Annotated in this window: 12 protein-coding genes; 5 read left to right on the top strand and 7 right to left on the bottom strand. The window is 50.6% G+C overall.

The window, feature by feature from the left end:
- Positions 1 to 61 precede the first annotated feature (61 nt).
- Positions 62 to 931, top strand: coding sequence for a DMT family transporter (locus HH301_RS15230; RefSeq protein WP_169569877.1), 870 nt, complete (start codon positions 62 to 64; stop codon positions 929 to 931).
- On the opposite strand, the gene glpD is transcribed toward HH301_RS15230, so the two are convergent.
- Positions 923 to 2,446: a glycerol-3-phosphate dehydrogenase gene (gene glpD / locus HH301_RS15235; RefSeq protein WP_169569878.1), complete on the bottom strand. Its 1,524-nt coding sequence runs from the start codon at positions 2,444 to 2,446 to the stop codon at positions 923 to 925. The two genes, HH301_RS15230 and glpD, sit on opposite strands and share 9 nt — an antisense overlap.
- Before the next feature lie 269 nt (positions 2,447 to 2,715).
- Here glpD and HH301_RS15240 point away from each other — a divergent pair, with 269 nt between their 5' ends.
- Positions 2,716 to 3,651, top strand: a complete 936-nt coding sequence (locus tag HH301_RS15240) for an alpha/beta fold hydrolase (protein ID WP_169569879.1) — start codon at positions 2,716 to 2,718, stop codon at positions 3,649 to 3,651.
- 3 nt (positions 3,652 to 3,654) lie between these two features.
- On the opposite strand, the gene HH301_RS15245 is transcribed toward HH301_RS15240, so the two are convergent.
- The 5 genes from HH301_RS15245 to HH301_RS15265 form a co-directional block, all read right to left on the bottom strand.
- Positions 3,655 to 5,457, bottom strand: a complete 1,803-nt coding sequence (locus HH301_RS15245) for an acyclic terpene utilization AtuA family protein (protein WP_169569880.1) — start codon at positions 5,455 to 5,457, stop codon at positions 3,655 to 3,657.
- A 1-nt stretch (position 5,458) separates the two neighbouring features.
- A complete protein-coding gene (locus HH301_RS15250) occupies positions 5,459 to 6,265 on the bottom strand; it encodes an enoyl-CoA hydratase/isomerase family protein (RefSeq protein ID WP_169569881.1) in 807 nt (268 codons plus the stop codon).
- 60 nt (positions 6,266 to 6,325) lie between these two features.
- Positions 6,326 to 8,317, bottom strand: coding sequence for an acetyl-CoA carboxylase biotin carboxylase subunit (locus HH301_RS15255; RefSeq protein WP_169569882.1), 1,992 nt, complete (start codon positions 8,315 to 8,317; stop codon positions 6,326 to 6,328).
- An 18-nt stretch (positions 8,318 to 8,335) separates the two neighbouring features.
- Positions 8,336 to 9,958, bottom strand: coding sequence for an acyl-CoA carboxylase subunit beta (locus tag HH301_RS15260; RefSeq protein WP_169569883.1), 1,623 nt, complete (start codon positions 9,956 to 9,958; stop codon positions 8,336 to 8,338).
- Positions 9,959 to 10,084: 126 nt separating this feature from the next.
- The gene (locus tag HH301_RS15265; protein ID WP_169569884.1) at positions 10,085 to 10,786 is read right to left on the bottom strand and encodes an SDR family oxidoreductase; all 702 of its coding nucleotides are present in this window, start codon (positions 10,784 to 10,786) and stop codon (positions 10,085 to 10,087) included.
- Positions 10,787 to 10,892: 106 nt separating this feature from the next.
- On the opposite strand from HH301_RS15265, the gene HH301_RS15270 reads away from it, so the two are divergent.
- Positions 10,893 to 11,786, top strand: coding sequence for a LysR substrate-binding domain-containing protein (locus HH301_RS15270; protein ID WP_206378364.1), 894 nt, complete (start codon positions 10,893 to 10,895; stop codon positions 11,784 to 11,786).
- Between the two features lie 25 nt (positions 11,787 to 11,811).
- Here the strand turns inward: HH301_RS15270 and HH301_RS15275 are convergent, their stop codons facing one another.
- Entirely contained in the window at positions 11,812 to 16,074 is a 4,263-nt protein-coding gene (locus HH301_RS15275; RefSeq protein ID WP_169569886.1) for a T1SS-143 repeat domain-containing protein, read from the bottom strand.
- A 299-nt stretch (positions 16,075 to 16,373) separates the two neighbouring features.
- Between HH301_RS15275 and HH301_RS15280 the strand changes: the two genes are divergently transcribed.
- The gene (locus HH301_RS15280; RefSeq protein WP_169569887.1) at positions 16,374 to 18,602 is read left to right on the top strand and encodes a CHASE2 domain-containing protein; all 2,229 of its coding nucleotides are present in this window, start codon (positions 16,374 to 16,376) and stop codon (positions 18,600 to 18,602) included.
- A gap of 90 nt (positions 18,603 to 18,692) precedes the next feature.
- Entirely contained in the window at positions 18,693 to 19,856 is a 1,164-nt protein-coding gene (locus HH301_RS15285) for an ATP-grasp domain-containing protein (RefSeq protein ID WP_169569888.1), read from the top strand.
- Positions 19,857 to 19,863: the final 7 nt, after the last annotated feature.

Consider the following 19,863-nt stretch of genomic DNA (forward strand, 5'->3'; position numbering starts at 1 on the left):
CAACAGACCCTTCCTGTGAGAGGATCTGCGCCCAAGCCAGCCTGCCAATGAAGTGAATAACATGTCAGAAACCCCGTCCCTTGCCCGAACAGTTCTGCTCACTGCCGTGGCGATGATTGCCTTTGCCGCAAACTCTGTTCTCTGTCGGCAAGCCCTTGGAGAGGGTCATATGGATGCGGCAAGCTTCACCAGCCTTCGCATGATTTCAGGGGCGATCACCCTGATGCTTATTCTGGCGATTAAATCCGGGATCAGTAAACCGGAAGCAGCCAGTTGGAAAAGCGCTGCCATGCTTTTTACCTATATGGTGTTTTTCTCCTTCGCTTACCTGTCTTTGGCAGCCGGAACAGGTGCGCTTCTTCTTTTTGGCGCCGTACAGATCACCATGTTCAGTTTTGCAATCCGCCGGGGGGAGCGATTTACGTTAATTGGTTGGCTTGGTCTTCTGGCGGCTGTTGGCGGCCTCGTCTATCTGGTCTCCCCGGGGGTGGCTGCACCGAACCTCATGGGCGCGGTTATGATGATTGTTGCCGGTATTGCCTGGGGCATATACTCCTTGCTCGGCAAAGGGGCCACAGATCCCTTAAAGGCATCTGCCTGGAATTTCACCTATTCCATTCCGCTTGTGATCATTGTCAGCCTTGTTTTTATCGATCAGGTCGCGATTAGCCAGACGGGTATCATTCTTGCTATCGCCTCTGGCGCACTGGCATCGGGCTGCGGCTATGTGATCTGGTATGCGGTACTGCCCGCGCTGAAAGCCTCCCAAGCGGCGACAGTGCAGCTAACGGTGCCGGCGATTGCCGCAATTGGAGGTGTCCTGATTTTGAGCGAGCCTCTATCTGCGCGGCTTGTCATCGCCTCAGTCGCCACATTGGGCGGGGTCGCAATTGTCCTTCTGCAACAGCAGAAACAAGCAAAATCAGGCTGACTTGATGGCTCTCGTCGGGATCTCTTGCTGGCCCATCCAGTCGGCAAAGGCCACGCGCTCCGCCTCGGTTAAGCGAAGGCCCAGTTTGGAGCGCCGCCAGAGAATGTCATCCGCCTCAACAGCCCATTCATTGTCAATCAGATAACGAACTTCAGCCTCATAAAGGCCACCCCCAAAATCCGTCCCGAGATCAGAGACGGTTTGGACACCATCCAGGATTTTAAGGGCCTGCGTGCCATAGGCGCGGCAATAGCGACGGATCAGGGATTTGTCCAAAAAGCCAAAGCGGGCATGATAATCATCCACCAGCTTATCAAACTCTTCTGGCGCGAAATGGCCCCCAGGCAACTTGGCTGTGGCTGTCCACTTGTCCCCTTTCTTGCCGATCGCTTCCTCAATTTTTTCCAACATGCTTTCTGCAAGCCGCCGGTACGTGGTGATTTTGCCGCCAAACACATTGATCAGTTTTGGCGCATCGGCATCCCCATCCATGCGCAGCACATAGTCCCGGGTTGCTTCCTGTGCCTTGGAGGCACCATCATCATAAAGTGGGCGAACGCCAGAATAGGTCCAGACCACCTGATCCGGCGTGATAGAGCTGTTGAAATATTCACTGGCAGCAGAACACAGATAGGCTGTTTCCTCTTTGGTGATCTGGATATTATCCAGGCTGCCATCGAAATCATGATCAGTTGTACCGATAAGGGTGAAATCTTCCTCATAGGGAATGGCAAAGATGATCCTGTCATCCGCGTTTTGGAAGATGTAGCAACGATCGTGATTATAAAGCTTGGGCACCACCACATGGCTGCCTTGGACAAGGCGAACATTATGGGCCTGTTGATCCGCCAACGGCAGACGCAACACATTATCAACCCACGGACCGGAGGCATTAATGAGCACGCGGGCCGTCAACGTCTCCTCTTCACCGCTTCGATGATCCAGCAAGGTAACGTGCCAGAGCCCACCTTCGCGAATAGCGCGGATGCAGCTCGTCCGGGTGCGAATAACTGCGCCCCGATCAGCCGCGTCACGGGCGTTCAGCGCAACAAGCCGGGCATCGTTTACCCAGCAGTCCGAATATTCAAACCCGCTTTCAAACATATCTTTTAGCGGCTCACCCGTGACATCCTTTTTCAAATCCAGAGTTCGGGTAGCCGGCAGTTTCTTGCGCCCGCCAATATGGTCATAGAGAAACAGCCCCAGACGCAACAACCATTTCGGGCGCAACTCCTTGTGATGGGGTAAAACGAAACGAAGTGGCCAAATGATATGGGGCGCTACATTCCAAAGAAGTTCCCGTTCGCTCAAGGCTTCGCGCACCAGACGAAATTCATAATGTTCCAGATAGCGAAGGCCGCCATGAATCAATTTTGTCGAGCCTGAGGATGTCCCGCTCGCCAGATCGTTTTTCTCAGCCAGCGCCACAGAATAACCGCGTCCGACCGCATCCCGGGCGATACCACAGCCGTTCACACCACCGCCAATGATAAAAATGTCAAAATCTGCTGGCACGAGTAGGATCCTATGCTTCTTGAGTAACGGTTTTAATCCCACAGATTCTAGGGATTTTCATAAGATAAAAGATAAATATGAAAGTCAAATGAAATTAAAAGAAACATTAATAGAAAACAAACGAAAATTCAAAATTCCATCACAATGACGAAATGAAGACAGACTTTTACCCCCATAAGCAGTTTCGCTGAGTTGATTGGGTTTTCTGATCAGTCAAACCTTTTCAAATGGCGAAAATTTCCCTAGCCTTGGGAAAAAGGGGGAACACTATGAAATTCATCATTACCGTGATCAGCCTGATTGTGATTGTCCTGTGCGCAGCGATTTTGTACCGCGGCTATGTGACAGATCAGCTCCTCCCGCTTGATGAAACTGCTCGCACGCAGGCCCCTGGAGAATTCACAACACTGCCCCGCGGCGTAACCCACTATCAGTGGCATGGCCCCGATGATGGCGAGATTGTTGTCCTGGTTCATGGCTTTTCCACCCCCAGCTTTGTTTGGCGCGGCATTGTTGGAACCTTAACCGGCGCAGGTTATAGGGTCCTGACCTATGATCTTTTTGGCCGTGGGTGGAGTGATCGTCCGGATTTAGATTACACTGCAGAGCTGTTTGACGCCCAACTTGCCAACCTCTTGAAAAATCAGGGTGTCGATAAACAGATCAGTCTGATCGGCTATTCCATGGGCGGGGCCGTGGCGACCTACTTCACGGCCAGTCATCCCGGTCAGGTCCGGAAATTGGGCCTTATTGCACCGGCAGGCTTTCCGGTGAACGATGGAATATTGGCTAAGGTGATCCGCGTGCCGCTCCTTGGCGATTGGATTATGGATGTGCTGGGTCGGGGGAGTTTGCATGCGGAAATGTCCAAACCTGAAAACCAGGGCAGTTCAATCCCGGATCTGGTGGAACGGTACGAGCTGCAAATGTCCTACGAAGGTTACTTACCAGCACTCCTTTCCACCCTTCGGAATTTCCCGATGGGGGATTTATCGGGCTCCTATCAGACAGTTGGAGACTTAAACGTTCCAACCCTCGCTTTGTGGGGAACTGAAGATAGTATTGTACCGCCGAAAAACGCCGAGCTTCTAACCGCGCAGGTCCCGCAGGCCAAGGTCACCTTCTTGGAAGGCGGCACCCATGCCATCACCTACTCCCGCGCGGATGAAGTCTCCTCTGCACTCGTAACATTTCTGAGAGAGTAAGGGTTAGAGCAATCCTTCTGGCACCCTTACCTTCATGGCAAGGATCTGCTGACCATAGGTCTTGCCCATATTATCCAAATGTAGGGAAGACGTCCCGCCCCCATCCAGGCAATCGGTAAGCAGAAAGTTCAACGCATTCATACCGGGCAAGTCGTAGCGGGTCACCTCACCCTTCAGAACATGGGCAAACCATCCAGCAACCGCCGCTTCATCCAGCGCAGCCCGGATATATGGCAAATAGGATTTATTGCGGGCCATGACACCGACATTGGCATTATTTCCCTTATCCCCGCTTCGGGCAACGGCAAGCTCAATCAGATCCACTTCTTTTGAGGGGCCCGAAAGATCTGGCGCGTCATCGGCGGCGACTGGTGATTGGATAAGATCATCTTGAAAAAGCGAAGGATCAAGTGCCGCAAACGCAACCTCCTCACCGTTTACAGAAACTTTTGGATGCACCCTGTCTTTGGCAATCTTAAAGGCAAACTGGGCCACAACGGGTGTAATCTTAGGTCGTCCCGCCGCGCCGGCGGAACATCGCCCTGTGGTCATAGAAAGGGCAACACCCGTCGTCTCTTTTGAAAACAGCTCCAGCGCTTCCCTCTCATCGTGACGGACATCTAGGCGAGCCATAATTTCCCGGCTCTCCCGTGCGGTAGGGTGGGCATTTTGTCCCCATAAAGTTTCCGCCCCGACCAGGTGACTGGAGATGCCCCTATAATCGCCAAGATTTCGCTCGACAAACAGCCTGCGGGTTCGCTTGATCAGACTGTCCATAAAGGCCTGACCTTTTGCAGCCGCATCAAATCCCGTGATAATTGTCGATGCGGTGGAGCGATAGCCATCCCGATAGGTGCCAGAAACCTTATAAGTGCTGGTTGGCGCGCGCCCTTTCGCATGGGCAACCTCCAGCCAATCCGGCTTTGTCTCTTCAAGCGTAACATCTGTGAAGTCACAGACCACATCCGGCAGGATATAAGCCGCTGGGTCACCGATCTCGTAAAGGATCTGCTCACCTACTGTGAGACGGGAAACGCGGCCGCCCGTTCCTTCTGGCTTGGTAATTGCGAAAGTCCCGTCAGCACGGCAAACTGCAATGGGATAACCCATATCATCCCAGCCATCCGCCACTTCTTTCCAGTCAGTAAAATTACCACCGGTGGCTTGCGCACCACATTCAATAATATGTCCCACCAAAGAGCCTGCGGCTAACCGATCGAAATCAGTGGGTTGCCAGCCAAACTCATGGATCAAGGGACCCAGCGTGACAGCACTATCGACACAGCGACCGGTAATGACAACCTCTGCCCCTGCATCCAGCGCAGCCGCGATCGGAAAGGCCCCAAGATACGCATTCGCACTGATCATGCTGTCTGGCATCGGCTTATCTTGAAACATTTCCCGCGTGCCTTCAGCGGCAAGGCGTGGCAACTGATCCAGAACATCATCCCCTTCGACAATGCCAACTTTTAAGGAAAGACCCTGATCGGCTGCAACCTTTCGAAGGGCTTCGGCGCAGGCAGCGATATTTACCCCACCGGCATTCACCACAACCTTAACCCCTTTGGCCTTGATCGCCGGAAGCAGAGGCTTCATCACCAGATCAACAAAATCGCGGGCGTATCCCAGATCCGGGGATTTCTGCTTCGCCCGGACAAGAATGGACATGGTTACCTCTGCCAGATAATCGAAGACCAGATAATCCACATTGCCTTTTTCGAGGAGCTGCCTTGGAGCTTCCTGACTGTCCCCCCAATAGCCGGAGGCACCGCCAATGCGCACTTCTTTTTGAGACGCGCTCTTCATGCTAGTTCTCCTGCCAACTGGGTTTACGCTTTTCGGCAAAGGCGGTCTGTCCCTCAACCCCTTCTCTACTTCGATTGAGCTTGGCAAACTCAGCAGCGGAAAAACTGATCAGCTCTTCGGCGGGCAAGGTGCCGACCCGGAGCATGATGGCCTTGGTCGCGGCATTGGCCATGGGGCCACATTTGAGGACACGGGCAACTACGTCCTCTGTTACTTGATCGAGCGCATCCGGTTCAGCAAGATACTGACCGATACCATAATCATAAGCTGTCTGACCATCGAAGCGCTCAGCCGTAAGCGCCAGTTGGCGTGCCCTTGTTAAACCAATGCGCTTCACCACGTAAGGCGCAATTTGAGCCGGGGCAACACCCAGCGTGGTTTCAGGCATCCCCATTTTAGCGGTCTTGGAGAGGATAGTTATGTCCGTCAGACAGGCATATCCCATTCCGCCGCCAAAGGCCGACCCTTCAACCACCGAGATTGTGGTTTGCGGCAAGTTCTCAAATTTATTGAAAGCCAGTCCAGCTTGCCGATTGCGGGCCATCAGAGGATCTTCACCAGATGTTTCCGTAACGGCCATGGATTTGCGTTCCTTGATATCACCGCCGGCACAGAAATGCCCCCCCGCGCCTCGAAGAACCACAACCCGAACATCGGAGTTGTCCGCCAGCCAATCCACCACGGCCGAAAACTCTGCTCCCATTTCCGAGTTGATGGCGTTTCGAACCTCGGGCCGGTTAAAAGTGATATTCAGGCGCCCACCCACCTGCTCGAGCAGCAGATGTTTCGCGTCGGGTAATTGAGACATATCTGTCCTCCTTCATCCTGGTCAGCTCTTATTGATTTTATAGGCTGACCATTTTAACTGTTAGGCCTGTTCGGCAATTTCAAATAAGAGATCATCGGCGGCCGCTTGCGCACCTTTCGTGGCTAGAACCGTCTGCAAAGTCCCTTCAACCTCTGCCAAAATATCATGCTGCATCTTCATCGCCTCCAGCACGGCAAGGCGATCACCGACCTGAACGGTATCACCCTCAGCCACAAAAACTTCGAGCAGCGTTCCATGCATTGGCGCCAGAACGGTTCCACTACTTTTAGCAGCCTCCCCGCTTGCCTGAGCTTTCAGATCATCACTAAACAAATAGGTTTTGCCGCTTATCGCGACATGCATCTGTCCCGGACCCGCTGCGGCAAAAGCCACATCCAAGCGCGTGCCATCAGCCTCCACACGATAGTTATGCTCGCCTCGCGAGAGGACTTTGACAGGAATTTTTTCCTGATCCACAAAGACGGAATAATGATCCGCATTAGCAGGTGCAACTGTCACGGCAGTGCGTATCCCACCGAAACTAAAGGCATAATTTGACTGCAACAGACCCCCACTTGACCAATTGAGAAGGCCTTCAGGAACATCAAGGCTCATGGCCTTAGCCATATTTCTCTCCTGCTCATAAGTCAGGACAGCACTCGCCGCCAATTCGGAAATTGATGGAACAGGCGCCTTCAGGTCATCCTCAGTAAATTCTTCAGCGATAAATGCTGTTGTTGCCTCTCCTTGACGGAATTTATCACGCCTGAGAATGTCGAGAAGGAAGCTCGTGTTCGTCGCAAAACCAAATAGAACCGTCTCTTCCAACCCTTGAATAAGCTTGGCGATCGCCTCTTCCCGGTTTGACCCGTAAGCAATTACTTTTGCCAGCATGGGATCATAAAAAGGAGAGATTGCCTGACCGTTAGTTATCCCGCTGTCTATCCGCAAACCCGGACTTGTCGCTGGTTGCCAAAGTGCAATGTCACCCGCACATGGCAGGAAATCTTCTGAGGGATCCTCGGCATAGAGGCGCACCTCAATGGCATGGCCTGTGAGATTGATGTCGGATTGATCAAGGCCCAAGGGGTCGCCATTTGCGACACGAAGCTGCAGCTCAACCAGATCAAGCCCCGTGACCAGTTCCGTCACCGGATGTTCAACCTGCAAGCGGGTATTCATCTCCAAGAAATAAAAATTACCCGCGGCATCCAGCAAAAATTCAACTGTTCCCGCGCCCAGATAATTGATACTCCGCGCGGCTTCTACCGCAGCCGATCCCATTCGATCGCGAAGCTCTTCAGTCATCACTGGGCATGGGGCTTCCTCAACGACTTTTTGATGCCGTCGCTGCACAGAGCAATCCCGCTCCCCCAAATGAATAACGTTGCCATGAGCATCCGCAAAGACCTGGATTTCAACATGCCGCGGTTGCAAGATGGCCTTTTCTAGAATTAACTCTTCCGAGCCAAATGCGTTGAGCGCTTCTGAGCGAGCCGATTTGAGCGCAGCGCCAAGATCCTTTCTTGCATGAACAAGTCGCATCCCCCGGCCACCTCCACCGGCGGCGGCCTTGACCATCAAGGGAAAGCCAATAAGCTCGCCCTCGTTTAATAAAACTTCATCTGACTGATCGCGCCCTTCATATCCTGGCACGCAAGGCACCCCTGCGTCGATCATGCGCCGCTTGGCTGCAGCCTTATTCCCCATAAGATCAATGGCATCAGCAGAGGGGCCAATAAATACGATCCCAGCAGCAGCGCAGGCTTTTGCAAATTCGGCATTTTCAGAGAGAAATCCATATCCTGGATGAATGGCATCAGCCCCAGCCCTTTTGGCAGCGGCAAGAACCTTGTCCATATCGAGATAAGATTGCTGAACAGGTGCTGGACCAATGAGAACCGCATTGTCGGCTAGCCCCACATGGGGAGCAGCGGTATCAGCTTCTGAGTAGATGGCTGTGGTTTTGTAACCCAGAGCTTTGGCCGTTTTGATTACACGAACGGCTATCTCGCCGCGATTAGCGATCAGAATATTGGAGAATTTTTTCATTATTGTTATTTCCCTCCCTTACATCCGTCCAACGCCAAAGCTATTGGGTCGCGTTCTGCGATTGCGCGCCTCCCAACAGGTGTCCAGCGCAAAGCCAATGACTTTTCGACTATCGCGCGGATCAATCACTCCCTGATCCAGCAGTCGTCCGGAGGTATAAAACGCATCAGACTGGCGGTCAAAATGGGCAATCAAACGATCTTTTTGGGCTTGCAAAGCCGCTTCATCGACAGGCTCCCCTTTTCTGGCAGCACCATTACGGGCGACTTGATCCATTGTAAGGGCTGCCTGCTCCCCTCCCATGACGCCGGTCACCGCATTGGGCCAGGCAAAGAGGAAGTCAGGCTCATACCCGTAACCGGCCATACCATAGTTTCCAGCCCCAAAACTCGCCCCAATATAGAGTGTTATTTTTGGCACCCGAACGTTAGAGACAGCTTGGATCATCTTGGATCCATGCTTGATCATGCCAGCCTGCTCATAATCCTTGCCAACCATGTAACCTGTAATATTGTTCAGGAAAATAAGGGGGATATCAGCCTGGTCACAAAGCTGGAAGAATTGTGCTCCCTTGGCCGCCCCATCCGGATCGATAGGGCCATTATTGCCAACAACACCACAGGCATGACCAAATATATTTGCCTGAAGGCAAACCAGTGTTGATCCGTAACGTGGCTTGAACTCGTCAAAATTCGAGCCATCTACGAGGCGGGCCACCACCTCGCGCACATCATAAGGTTTTCGGTAATCCACCGGGACGACACCTGCAATTTCGTCAGGATCGTAAAGAGGTTCGACCACCTCAACCCTTACAGGTTCCGGGCAGTTTTTATTCCAATCAAGACGCGCGACCAAATCCCTGGCAATCTGCAAACCATGGGCATCATCATCTGCCAGATATTCGACCAAGCCTGAGATGCTGGCATGCATTTCGGCACCTGCCAGCTCCTCCTCATCGGCAATTTCACCGGTAGCGGCTTTAACAAGTGCCGCCCCCCCAAGAGAGGCTCGGCCCCGACCTTTCACGGCAATCACATAGTCACTCATTCCCGGGAAATACGCACCGCCCGCTGTAGAGGGCCCGTGAAGAACCGCGATTGTGGGGATCCCAGCTGCACTCAGCTTGGCAAGGCGTTGAAACCCACCGCCGCCAGAGGCCCAGGATTCGACCTGATACTTCATCAAATTTGCGCCCGCACTTTCGACCAAGTGAATGAAGGGAAGCTTTTTGTCGAGAGCAATATCCTGACAGGATCTCAGCTTTTCACCTGTTTTCTGAACACCCGCCCCGGCACTAATTCCACTATCCGACGCATAAATCATGCAGCGTATACCGGAGACATACCCAATTCCCGCCAGAGTGTTGGCGCCTGGGATACTCTTATCCCAATCATCTGTATCCACCAGGAAATTTGCCAGGCCATAGAGCTCCAGAAAGGGCATTCCAGGATCGAGAAGCCGCGTCAGACGTTCCCTCGGTGTCAGCTGTCCGCGCTCCTCAAACCGGGGACGGCGTTTTTCGGAAAGCTGCCGGGCCCTATCCTTAATGGCGTGCAGTTCTGCCACCTTATCCAACATCTGTTGGCGATTGGTCGCAAAACTTTCAGAGCCAGGACTAACCTTGGACTTGAAAATTGTCATGGGGACGCTCCGTATCGAGTTTGTTTTTATTTTTATCACTGTAGCATCGTTACGTCCCGATAATAATTAGCACGCTTATTAATTGTCGAGTATTTTTTCCGACTATTTTTGGAAAATGAGTTTCTCCTACACGGTACGGGTCACCCCGCCATCTACACGGATATTTTGGCCAGTAATATAACCAGCCCCTTCAGAGGCTAAGAAGGCAATGGTAGATGAGACCTCTGCCATCGTTCCGTAACGCTCCATCGGGATGCGGGCGAGCCGATCTTCTGTCTCCGGTAAGCTGTCGATAAAACCGGGCAGTACATTATTCATACGCACATTGTCCGCTGCGTATTTATCTGCAAACAACTTGGTATAAGCCGCAAGGCCAGCGCGAAACACACCAGAGGTTGGGAAAAGTGGATCCGGCTCAAAAGCCGCGAAAGTAGATATATTGAGGATAACACCGGATTTCTGAGCAATCATAATGGGGGCGACAAGCCGGGTTGCTCTGGCAACGTTCAACAAGTAAAAATCCAGTCCACGATGCCAATCCTCATCGCTAATCTCCAAGATCGACCCCTTAGGACCATGGCCAGCGCTGTTAACCAGCACATCGATACGTCCCCATTTGTCCATCACCTGCTCGACTAGGCGTTGAAGATCCTCCGTTGATTGATTGGATCCTGTAACCCCGACACCTCCAAGTTCATCTGCAAGTGCCTCTCCTTTACCTGAAGAAGACAAAACGGCAATCTTATAGCCTTCTGCTGCTAGTTTTCGAGCTGCATCTGCGCCCATTCCACTGCCACCCGCTGTAATAACTGCTACTTTTTCTGCCATGTCCAAACTCCTCCATTAATGCTGTCTATTCGGCAGGAATACAGGATGAAACGACTAGTCACTATTCATTTTTCTTTACTTTAGTCTGTAGAATTTCTACAGTTAAATGATGACTAGCAAGATTACAAATCTTCCCCCGATGAACGGCTTCAAAACATTTGAGGTTGTCGCACGCCATCTGAATTTTCGACTGGCTGCAGAAGAACTTGGGGTTACCCATGGGGCTGTTGCCCAGCAAATCAGAGGCTTGGAAGCATCCCTTCAAGTTAAGCTTTTCAATCGCCTCCCTCGGGGCCTTAGTCTCACCGAAGAGGGAAAAACACTCACCGGCCCCGTCAGTGAAGCCATCTCAATTTTGCGAGAGGCGACAGATAAACTAAAGTCTGACAAGTCTGTCATTAACATCAGCCTGACCCCATCCTTGGCAACGAAATGGCTGCTGCCACGATTGGGGATTTTAAGTGAAAAATACCCCGAAATTGATATCCAGATCCTTGCGACAGAAACCTTATCCGATCTCACACGGGACAATGTGGATATTGCGATCCGGCAAGGGCGCCCCCCATTTGGACGTCACCTTCAGGCTGATCCGTTCCTTTCAATAACACATGTGGCTGTCTGCAGCCCTCCATATAAGGAGAAATTAGACAGCGCCCTGAAAAGTGACAGTAAAGAAGGGATTGTCTTCTTAAGCGATGCCCACAATCGATGGTCTGACTATCTTGAAATGTTTTACCCGGATTTGAAGCGCGGACCTAAAAACACGATGAGTTTCAACCAAACCGCACTTGCCATTGATGCGGCCATTTCCCATCAAGGGCTTGCCCTGGTCGCCAAGGCACTCGTTGCACCGGAGCTTGAAAATGGACGGCTGCAGCTAGCATTCAGTGAAGAGCTGGAAAGCGACGATGGCTATTATTTGCTAACCACAAAAAAACAAACCAGCTTGAAACCAGTTAGTATGGTTCGAAGCTGGCTGTTGCAGCAGGCGACGCCCTAGCTAGCATCGCCTGATATGTTTGGCTTTAGGACTCGTCGCCCACAGAAATTCGACTGGCGAGTTCCTGGAGATCTTCAGTATCTGGATCTGTGATATTAGCAAATTTGACTTCAGGGGTATCTGCTGCCGCGAATGTCAAGGTTGCAACACCCCCGTGAACTTCGAGTTGCCATGCATCGCCTTCACCGCGATCATCTGTTCCGATAGAAAAGGCATCAAACAAAGCATCAAGATCGACTGTGTCTTCAGCCACATCGAAATCGGCGATGGTGACCTCACCGTCATCGTCACCCGTGATAAAGAAAATATCTGCACCAGAGCCGCCATAAAAGAGATCATCTCCCCCACCGCCGCCAAGGCTGTCATCACCGGCACCTCCAACGAGAGTATCATCGCTTGCAAATCCTTCGAGAAGGTTTGCAAACTCATCGCCCTCAATCAGGGAGCCACCCTCTAAAGATAGGACTGACGCAACCGGAAGCTCACCGTCCTCAACAAAGGAGAAACTGAGTGTTGCCGTTGTCAAATCCCCATCCCCGTCAACCAGAGTATAGGTGAATTCATTTACGGTTCCGACAGGGACACCAACTGCAGCTTCAAATCGATATTCACCAGAGTTATCGATACTAAATTTGCTGCCGTTAGCCAAACTGACTTCCAATGGTGTGCCATCTTCTGGAATATCAAAGGCAACGGAATAGAAACCACCGCCAAGATCGGTAACGGTACCGCCGGCATCTTCATAGGCTGCGATCTGACCATTATCATCGAATTCAAATGAAATCTGCGTCACTGTAGCGCCATCAGCGCCCAACTGATCTTCAATACCATTGCTGACGATATTTCCTTCAGCAATTTCTGGCAATGTACCTGTCAACACGTCATCCAGGTCATTTGCATCATCGATAATGATCGGATCATCGCCGGAATTATCGACCAAAGCCAACTGATCCGTGTCCAGGTTATTGCCAACGCCGACAACAATCACCTCAATACCGTTCTCATCAACAAATGTCTGCCAGGCATTTTCGCCGTTTTCACCAACCGGGACTTCATTACTAGTCGGGAAAGGCGCACCATCCGAAATGAAATAGACTGTATTTAAATATCCAGCCAATTCCTCATTATTAAGTTGTTCACTTAATACGCCCTGAGCCCCATCTTCATTGTCGGCCAGTGCTTCCCTATAGTTAGTACTGCCTTGCGGGTGGAACTGGATGGGAGAGTTAATGTAATCAAGTGCTTCTTGCACAGACGCTGTAATCAATCTGACATTGGAGCTGGTGGAAAACTCAATAAGCGTAATATTGAACGCACCGCCAATTTCCGAATAACCGTTCAAAAGATTACTGACTGACTCTTTCAGGATCTCCATCCGAGTTTTTGTCGTTCCATCCTCCTGCTCAACCTCTTCGTTCATTGAACCGGAACTATCCAGAATGAAAGTCAGATTATAGTTTGGATAAGGAACGGCCTCGACAGTTTCAGCATCATCGAAGGCAACTGGAATATCATCTTTCACAGCAAACGTAAAAGAGCCCGTTTGCTGGTCACCGTCCTGATCCTCAATAATCAGGCCGAGATTGAATTCCAGCTCATCCTCGCCTTCGTCTGGATGATCAAGATTATCAAACAGAGTGACAGAATAGGCATAATTGTCACCATTTCCATTAGGTGCAAATTCCAGTGTAAAGACAGTGCGCCCCTCGCCTTCACCAGGTTGAGCAGTTGCCGTCAAAATCTGGGTAACGCCGTCTTCAAGTGTTTCCAAAGAATAGATCACCGGATCACCGTCAGATGTTACTTCTGGCAGACCAGAAATATCCAGCTCTACTGACCCCGGACCATCCCCGTTGAAGGAGATCGGAATCTCTGCACCGGAAGTCGTTGACTCCTTAGTCGTATCACCGCCATCAGGAAGGTCATCTTCATCAACAGAAACGCGTGCAACAGCACCTGCAGAAGGCGTTGCTGAATCTTCGATATTAACGCTAAAGTCGCCATTTGCTGATGAGCCGTTGGTATCCTCTGCTTCGAAGGCGAAGGTAAGAGATTGAATGTCTTCATCAGACAGATGATCAACCCCAGCCATTAACTCAAAATCATAAGTTCCATCAGCATTGAGTGTGACCACAAAAACTTCCTGATCACCAGCCATACCTGTCAGAACTGAAGTTCCCATGCCTGACAGCGTAACAGCTACGCCGCCACTGGTTAGTCCCAACGCTTGAAAATCAGACTGGTCATCCGCGAAGACAATACTGCTGAAATTTCCTGAACCTCCTTCAAGGCCGAGGGACACGCCAGTAGCGCTATCGCCATCGCTATTTTCTGCGACATCTGCATCTTCAGGATCTGAAACAAGAACAGGCGTTTCATCATCCTCGACCGTGACCGAAATTTCACTTTCGGATTGATCAATCACAGCATTTGAGCTGGCTCCGACAACCTGGATTGTAAACCCTTGGGTTCCTTGATACCCATCATCGTCTAGCAGCGGAATTGACACCACAATTTCAGAACCAGCAGGAAGCCCATCAGTCCCACCGGAGAAATACGCTGATTGCGTCTCACCGGGTGTAAGACCAGTTCGCGAAGCTCCTTCACCAACCACAGTATAGTCCACCCGGACTTCAACACCTGGAGCAACCGCTTTATCCAAGACAAAACGGAATTGAACCACGCCATCACTCTCATTCACAGTGCTATCGGCCTCTGGCTCAGGCGCAGCAAAGGCTGCAAAGGCAGCGAAAGCAACAGGGCCTTCCGGCACTTCAGTTTCCATCGGTTTAATGGAAATCACACCGATATCATCATCTTCAATATAGATGATCGCCTGAGAGGCCAATGGGTCGATATTGGCGTTTTCGGCGCCTGTCAGTTGGACGATGAAAAACTCCATTCCCTCAATGACGTCATCATCGACCAGATCAACCGAGAAACTCTTAAAAGTTTCCCCTGGCAAAAGGGTAATCACACCTCCGCCGAGGTCCAGATAATCAAGGCCACCCAGCACGCTGCTATCTGACGTGGCTGTACCGGGAATAACTTCATAGAAGATTTTGATAGGGTCTTCAGACGGTGTATCCAAGAGAACCTGAACCTCAAAGCCAACAATCAGCTTGGTTTCTGGGTCCGTAATACCAACAACCTTCACCTCGGCAGAAGGCTCTTCCGGATCAAAATTCGGATCCAAAAGGTTCCGAAATTCATCTTCCGTCAAATCGGTTTGATTCAGAAGATCTGACAAACCAAGAATTCCACCAAGGCCTAGGCCATCGCCAAGCTCCGCCAACTGAGGTTGGCTAAATCCAGCACCACCACCACTGCCGCCGCCATTTTGCGGCCCAGCTTCCGGATTAATTTTGCTGGGATCAAACTCCTCATCTTCGGACCAATCTGGATTGATGAGTTGCAGCACTTTGCCGTAAGCATCAATTAATTGCTCTTCTGTTAAGACAAAAGGTTTACTCGGTGCAACAGTGGAACTGGTCACAATCACAGTCTGTTGCGCCAGGCTGAGAAGTTCGGAACCACCCTCGTTTGCAACCAGAATAGCCCCGGTGAAGAGCGTAAAAATAGATTCTTCGCCGACCTGCGCGACTTTTCCTGACCAACTCGTCCCACGAATACCAATGGTGCCAACCGGTGTCCGGATATCAACGCTGTCGTGATCATCCTTGGCAATTTTGCCACTCACGAACGAGAACACACCCTGCAACAGAGTGACACCCATGCCATTTTCGGATTTATCTTCAGTGTTATAGACAAGATCATCCAGAACCGCACGTCCAGATGGCCCCATTGAAAACTGGGTATCGTCAACAAAGACAATGACAAAGTCGCCGTCTGATCCTGTTTCCAGCACATCACCTTTGAAGACCATGGAGCCTTCAAAACCCTCTTCAGAGGTTCCATCAGCGTGCTTGATCGTAATAGCGCCTGAGGCTTCAGTAATCTGTCCAATTGGGCTGGCGTCAGTTTGCGTGGCACCACTTTGCGCAACAGGACCAGGCCCTGCTAAACGGGACACAATATCCGCAGTCAACTTGGCCCCACCTTGACTAATCAGGTCAGGTCCAGGGTAGGTAGAGAAATAATCCCGCACGACGATGTAGTCACCGTTGTGGTTCTCCAAGTAGAGGTCTGTACCATCCCGCGTGAATTCCGCAGTAAGAGGCAGAAACTCGCCGCCCAAGTGGACAGGACTATTGCCACTGCTTGTATATTCACCAAGCAAGTCGCCAGACATACCCTCTACTTGCGCTTTACCCTCTAAAGAACCCATCAACTTCTCCTTCGCCTCCCAGGACTTTTAGTACCCCGCCCAGGAATCAGAGATATGCAACCTCTTTGGAGCCCACCAGAGGAATTCCGATGCGCTCAATGTACCTCAACAGATCTAATTATTAGCAAATTAGAATAAAATATAACACTTTTGTAGCACAAACCTCATCAGAATCCCAGTTTTCTTTATGGTTAAGATAACTGAGAGGTATTAACCATGGCCTAAATTGGCCGAAAAACGAACTTCCTGATTTAAAATATTCCAAATTTGCTTATTATTTCCTTATTGAGGGGATTACTTTGCTAAAAAAATTAAGCCAAACGATTCTTGGAAAAGCGAGCCAAACTTTAGGAACCGGCCGGTTTATGGCGCTTTGTCTGTTGTTACCTGCCCTCTACCTGCAGGTTCTGGATCCAGGCTTCATGCAAAATTTTCGCAACAGCATTTTTGACTATTACCAACAATGGCAACCGCGTGAGCCAATAGCGGATCAGCCCGTCGCTGTTCTGGATATTGACGAAAAAAGCCTGTTGCAACTCGGGCAGTGGCCCTGGCCCCGAAATTATTTGGCTGCAATGGTTCAGAACGTGACCCGTATGGGCGGTATCGTTATCGGTTTTGATATGGTCTTTGCCGAGGAGGATCGGCTCTCCCCCAACAAGATTGCGCAGAATGTGGGCTCCTTAAGCCCATCAACAGAACAAGAACTCAACTCACTGCAGTCGTTTGATCAAGTCTTCGCCAACCAACTTGCGAGAAGCCGGGCAGTACTCGGCATTGCTGTAAACCCATCCCGCAAAGACGTGAACAACCTTGGCGTAGACAGGGTAGCGACCATTGCCAATCTGGGACCAAATCCTGTCCCCTACTTAAGAAAATTCCCAGGCCTGATCGGGAATATTGAAGTCTTGGATAAAGCAGCAAGCGGTCGCGGCATGATCAGTCTGGACCAAGGTTTTGATGGCATTGTCCGGCGCGTACCGTTGGCCAACGTGGTTGATGGCAAAGTGATCCCCACACTCGCACTTGACATGCTTCGTGTGGCAACAGGACGGAATGTAATATCACAGGTCGACGACCAGGGAATGGTTGGTTTTAAGGTGGCAGGAACGCTAGTTCCGACAGATAAGTTTGGCAGGATCTGGATCAAATATTCAGAGTTTGACCCCACCCGTTACATTTCCACTGTCGATGTCATCACAGGACAAATAGACCCGAAAAAAATTGCTGGCAAATTCCTGCTTGTGGGAACATCGGCGACAGGCCTAAAAGATCTACGGTCTTCCCCGTTGCAATCCTCACTACCTGGGGTGGAGATGCATCTTCAACTACTGGAAAACATCCTTACACAGAGCTACTTATTTCGACTTGATTATTTTGCCGTGCTGGAATGGGCAGGCACAGCAGGAACAGGCCTTTTCTTAATCTTGTTGGTGCCGATCGTAGGCGCTCGCATGACCATGTTTCTGCTCATGTTTATTTCCAGTGTTGCGATTAGTTCCTCGCTATATCTTTTCAGTGAATTTTCACTTCTGATTGATGTCTCTTATACGCTCTTTATTTCGTTGCTGGTCTACATCAACCTCGTTTATTTCAACTATCTCAGTACCGAGAAAGAGCGAACACAAATCCGAACGGCCTTCTCCCATTACCTGTCACCGGATCTTGTCTCGCAGCTTTCAGAATCACCGGATAGCTTGGTTCTTGGCGGCGAAGAAAAGGAAATGACTTTTCTGTTTAGTGACATACGGGACTTTACAGGGATCTCAGAGAATTACAGGGATAATCCTCAAGGCCTCACACATCTGATCAACCGTTTCCTAACCCCACTAACCGATGAAATCCTGAGCCATAAAGGAACCATCGACAAATATATGGGCGACGCCATTATGGCTTTCTGGAACGCGCCGCTGGACACCCCGGATCATGAAATACTTGCCGCGAGGGCCGCGCTGACGATGCAAAAAAGGCTTGAAGCCCTCAATCATGATCTGAAAGAGGAAGCGGAACAGGAAAAGCGTCCCTACCGGGCGCTTCGTATGGGTATTGGCTTAAACACGGGGACCTGTATCGTGGGCAACCTTGGTTCAGCGCAGCGTTTTGACTATTCGGTTCTCGGCGATCCAGTCAACCTCGCCTCCCGCCTGGAAGGGCAGTCCAAAACATACGGTCTCAGCATTATCGTAGGCGAAGACACAGCTAAAAAACTCACGAATTTTGCCCTGATCGAACTCGACCTCATTGCTGTTAAGGGGCGCAGTGGAGCGGTTACGGTTTACGGTCTGTTGGGAGATGAAAACCACGCGAATAACCCTGAATTTTTAAAATGCAAAGAAACGGCTCATGCCTTGCTGGAGGCCTATCGAAGCCAAAATTGGGACGTCGCGCGCGAAAAAGCAAAAGAGCTAAAAATAATAAATCCGCATCTTGCAATCCTGTCTGATCTTTATCTGGACCGATTGGCGGCATTTGAACTCAATCAGCCGCCAGCCAACTGGGATGGGATTTACCGGGCGACAACCAAATAGTTCAGAGCAGATTGAGATAATCTTCATGATTTCATGACTTAATCCTTTGGGAATGCAGGGCGGGAAGTCAATAAGAGGGGCAGCAGGCCAATGGCCAAAATTCTGTTTGCAGATATGTTCATGAATGTAAGCCTGGCAAGGCTGCCGTTTCAGTTTAAAAAACTCGGGGCAGAAGTTTTTGGCTTGGGGTTTTCCAATCGGGTCCTGCTACAAAGCAGTGCCTTCGATCAAAAATATAAAATTGACGGAACACCCAGTAACGCTACCTTCCGAAAAGTCGTGAGCGCTGTATCCAGATGCTGCAATCATGCCAAACCAGATCTTATCCTGACCAATGATGAAACATTGCTCAGTGTGTTAATCAAAATCAGAGAAAATATCCGCAGCAGTCAAGAGCCGCTCACCCCGGATGTCCAGATAGTCTCAGACCTGTTGGAAAACAGTCTTGTCAACGACACTCGCCTCTATCAGCGCCACAATTCCTTAAAAGTGGCTGAAGCAGCAGGCTTTCCCATCCCACCCCATTTTACGGCTAGTAACGAGACCGAACTGCTAGAGCGCCTGCAGAAAATGAAACCACCCTACTTTGTCAAAATGAGTCTGGCATCCGGCGGGCTGGGTGTTCTGCCTGTCACAGAAGAAAAGCTCCCTGCTGAGGTGATGCAAGAAATTCGAACCGGCGACTATCCACTCACCGACATTCGCCAAGCCTTAATCCAGAAAAAAGCAGAAGGTGAAGAACTTACCGTCAGCTTCGCAGCTCATCAAGGTCAGCTGCTTGGCTTCACAGTCGTTCGCCCCCTTCAGAAACTTCTCAAAAATGGGCCGAGTGCAGTCATCGAGACTTTATACCGGCCGCAATGGACGGCCCCTTTAGCTCAATTGGTTCGTCAGATTGGCTATAGCGGATTTGGCGGTCTGGATGTATTTGAGCGCGATCCCTCAGAACTTCCGACCGTTATCGAAGTAAATTTGCGAACCACCCATACGACCCCATCCAGCAAATCTCTTGGCACAGATTTAGTGAAACTATTTTATGAAGCCTTCACTCAGAAATCCTCCACCGAGGGGGCGCCCTGTCATATCGACAACCCCAAAAGACTAGCTCTCTTTCCAGAGGCTGTGCTGGCAGACCCGAAAAGTAAGTATCTACAAACGCTTCCTCTCGATATTGATTGGGAGGATTACGACCTTAACAGTTATATCACCCGGCAACTTGCAAACTCTGCCCGCGAAAAAGATGATATCAAATAGGGGCCTC

The organism is Sneathiella limimaris (genome assembly GCF_012932565.1).
Classification (GTDB): Bacteria; Pseudomonadota; Alphaproteobacteria; order Sneathiellales; family Sneathiellaceae; genus Sneathiella; species Sneathiella limimaris.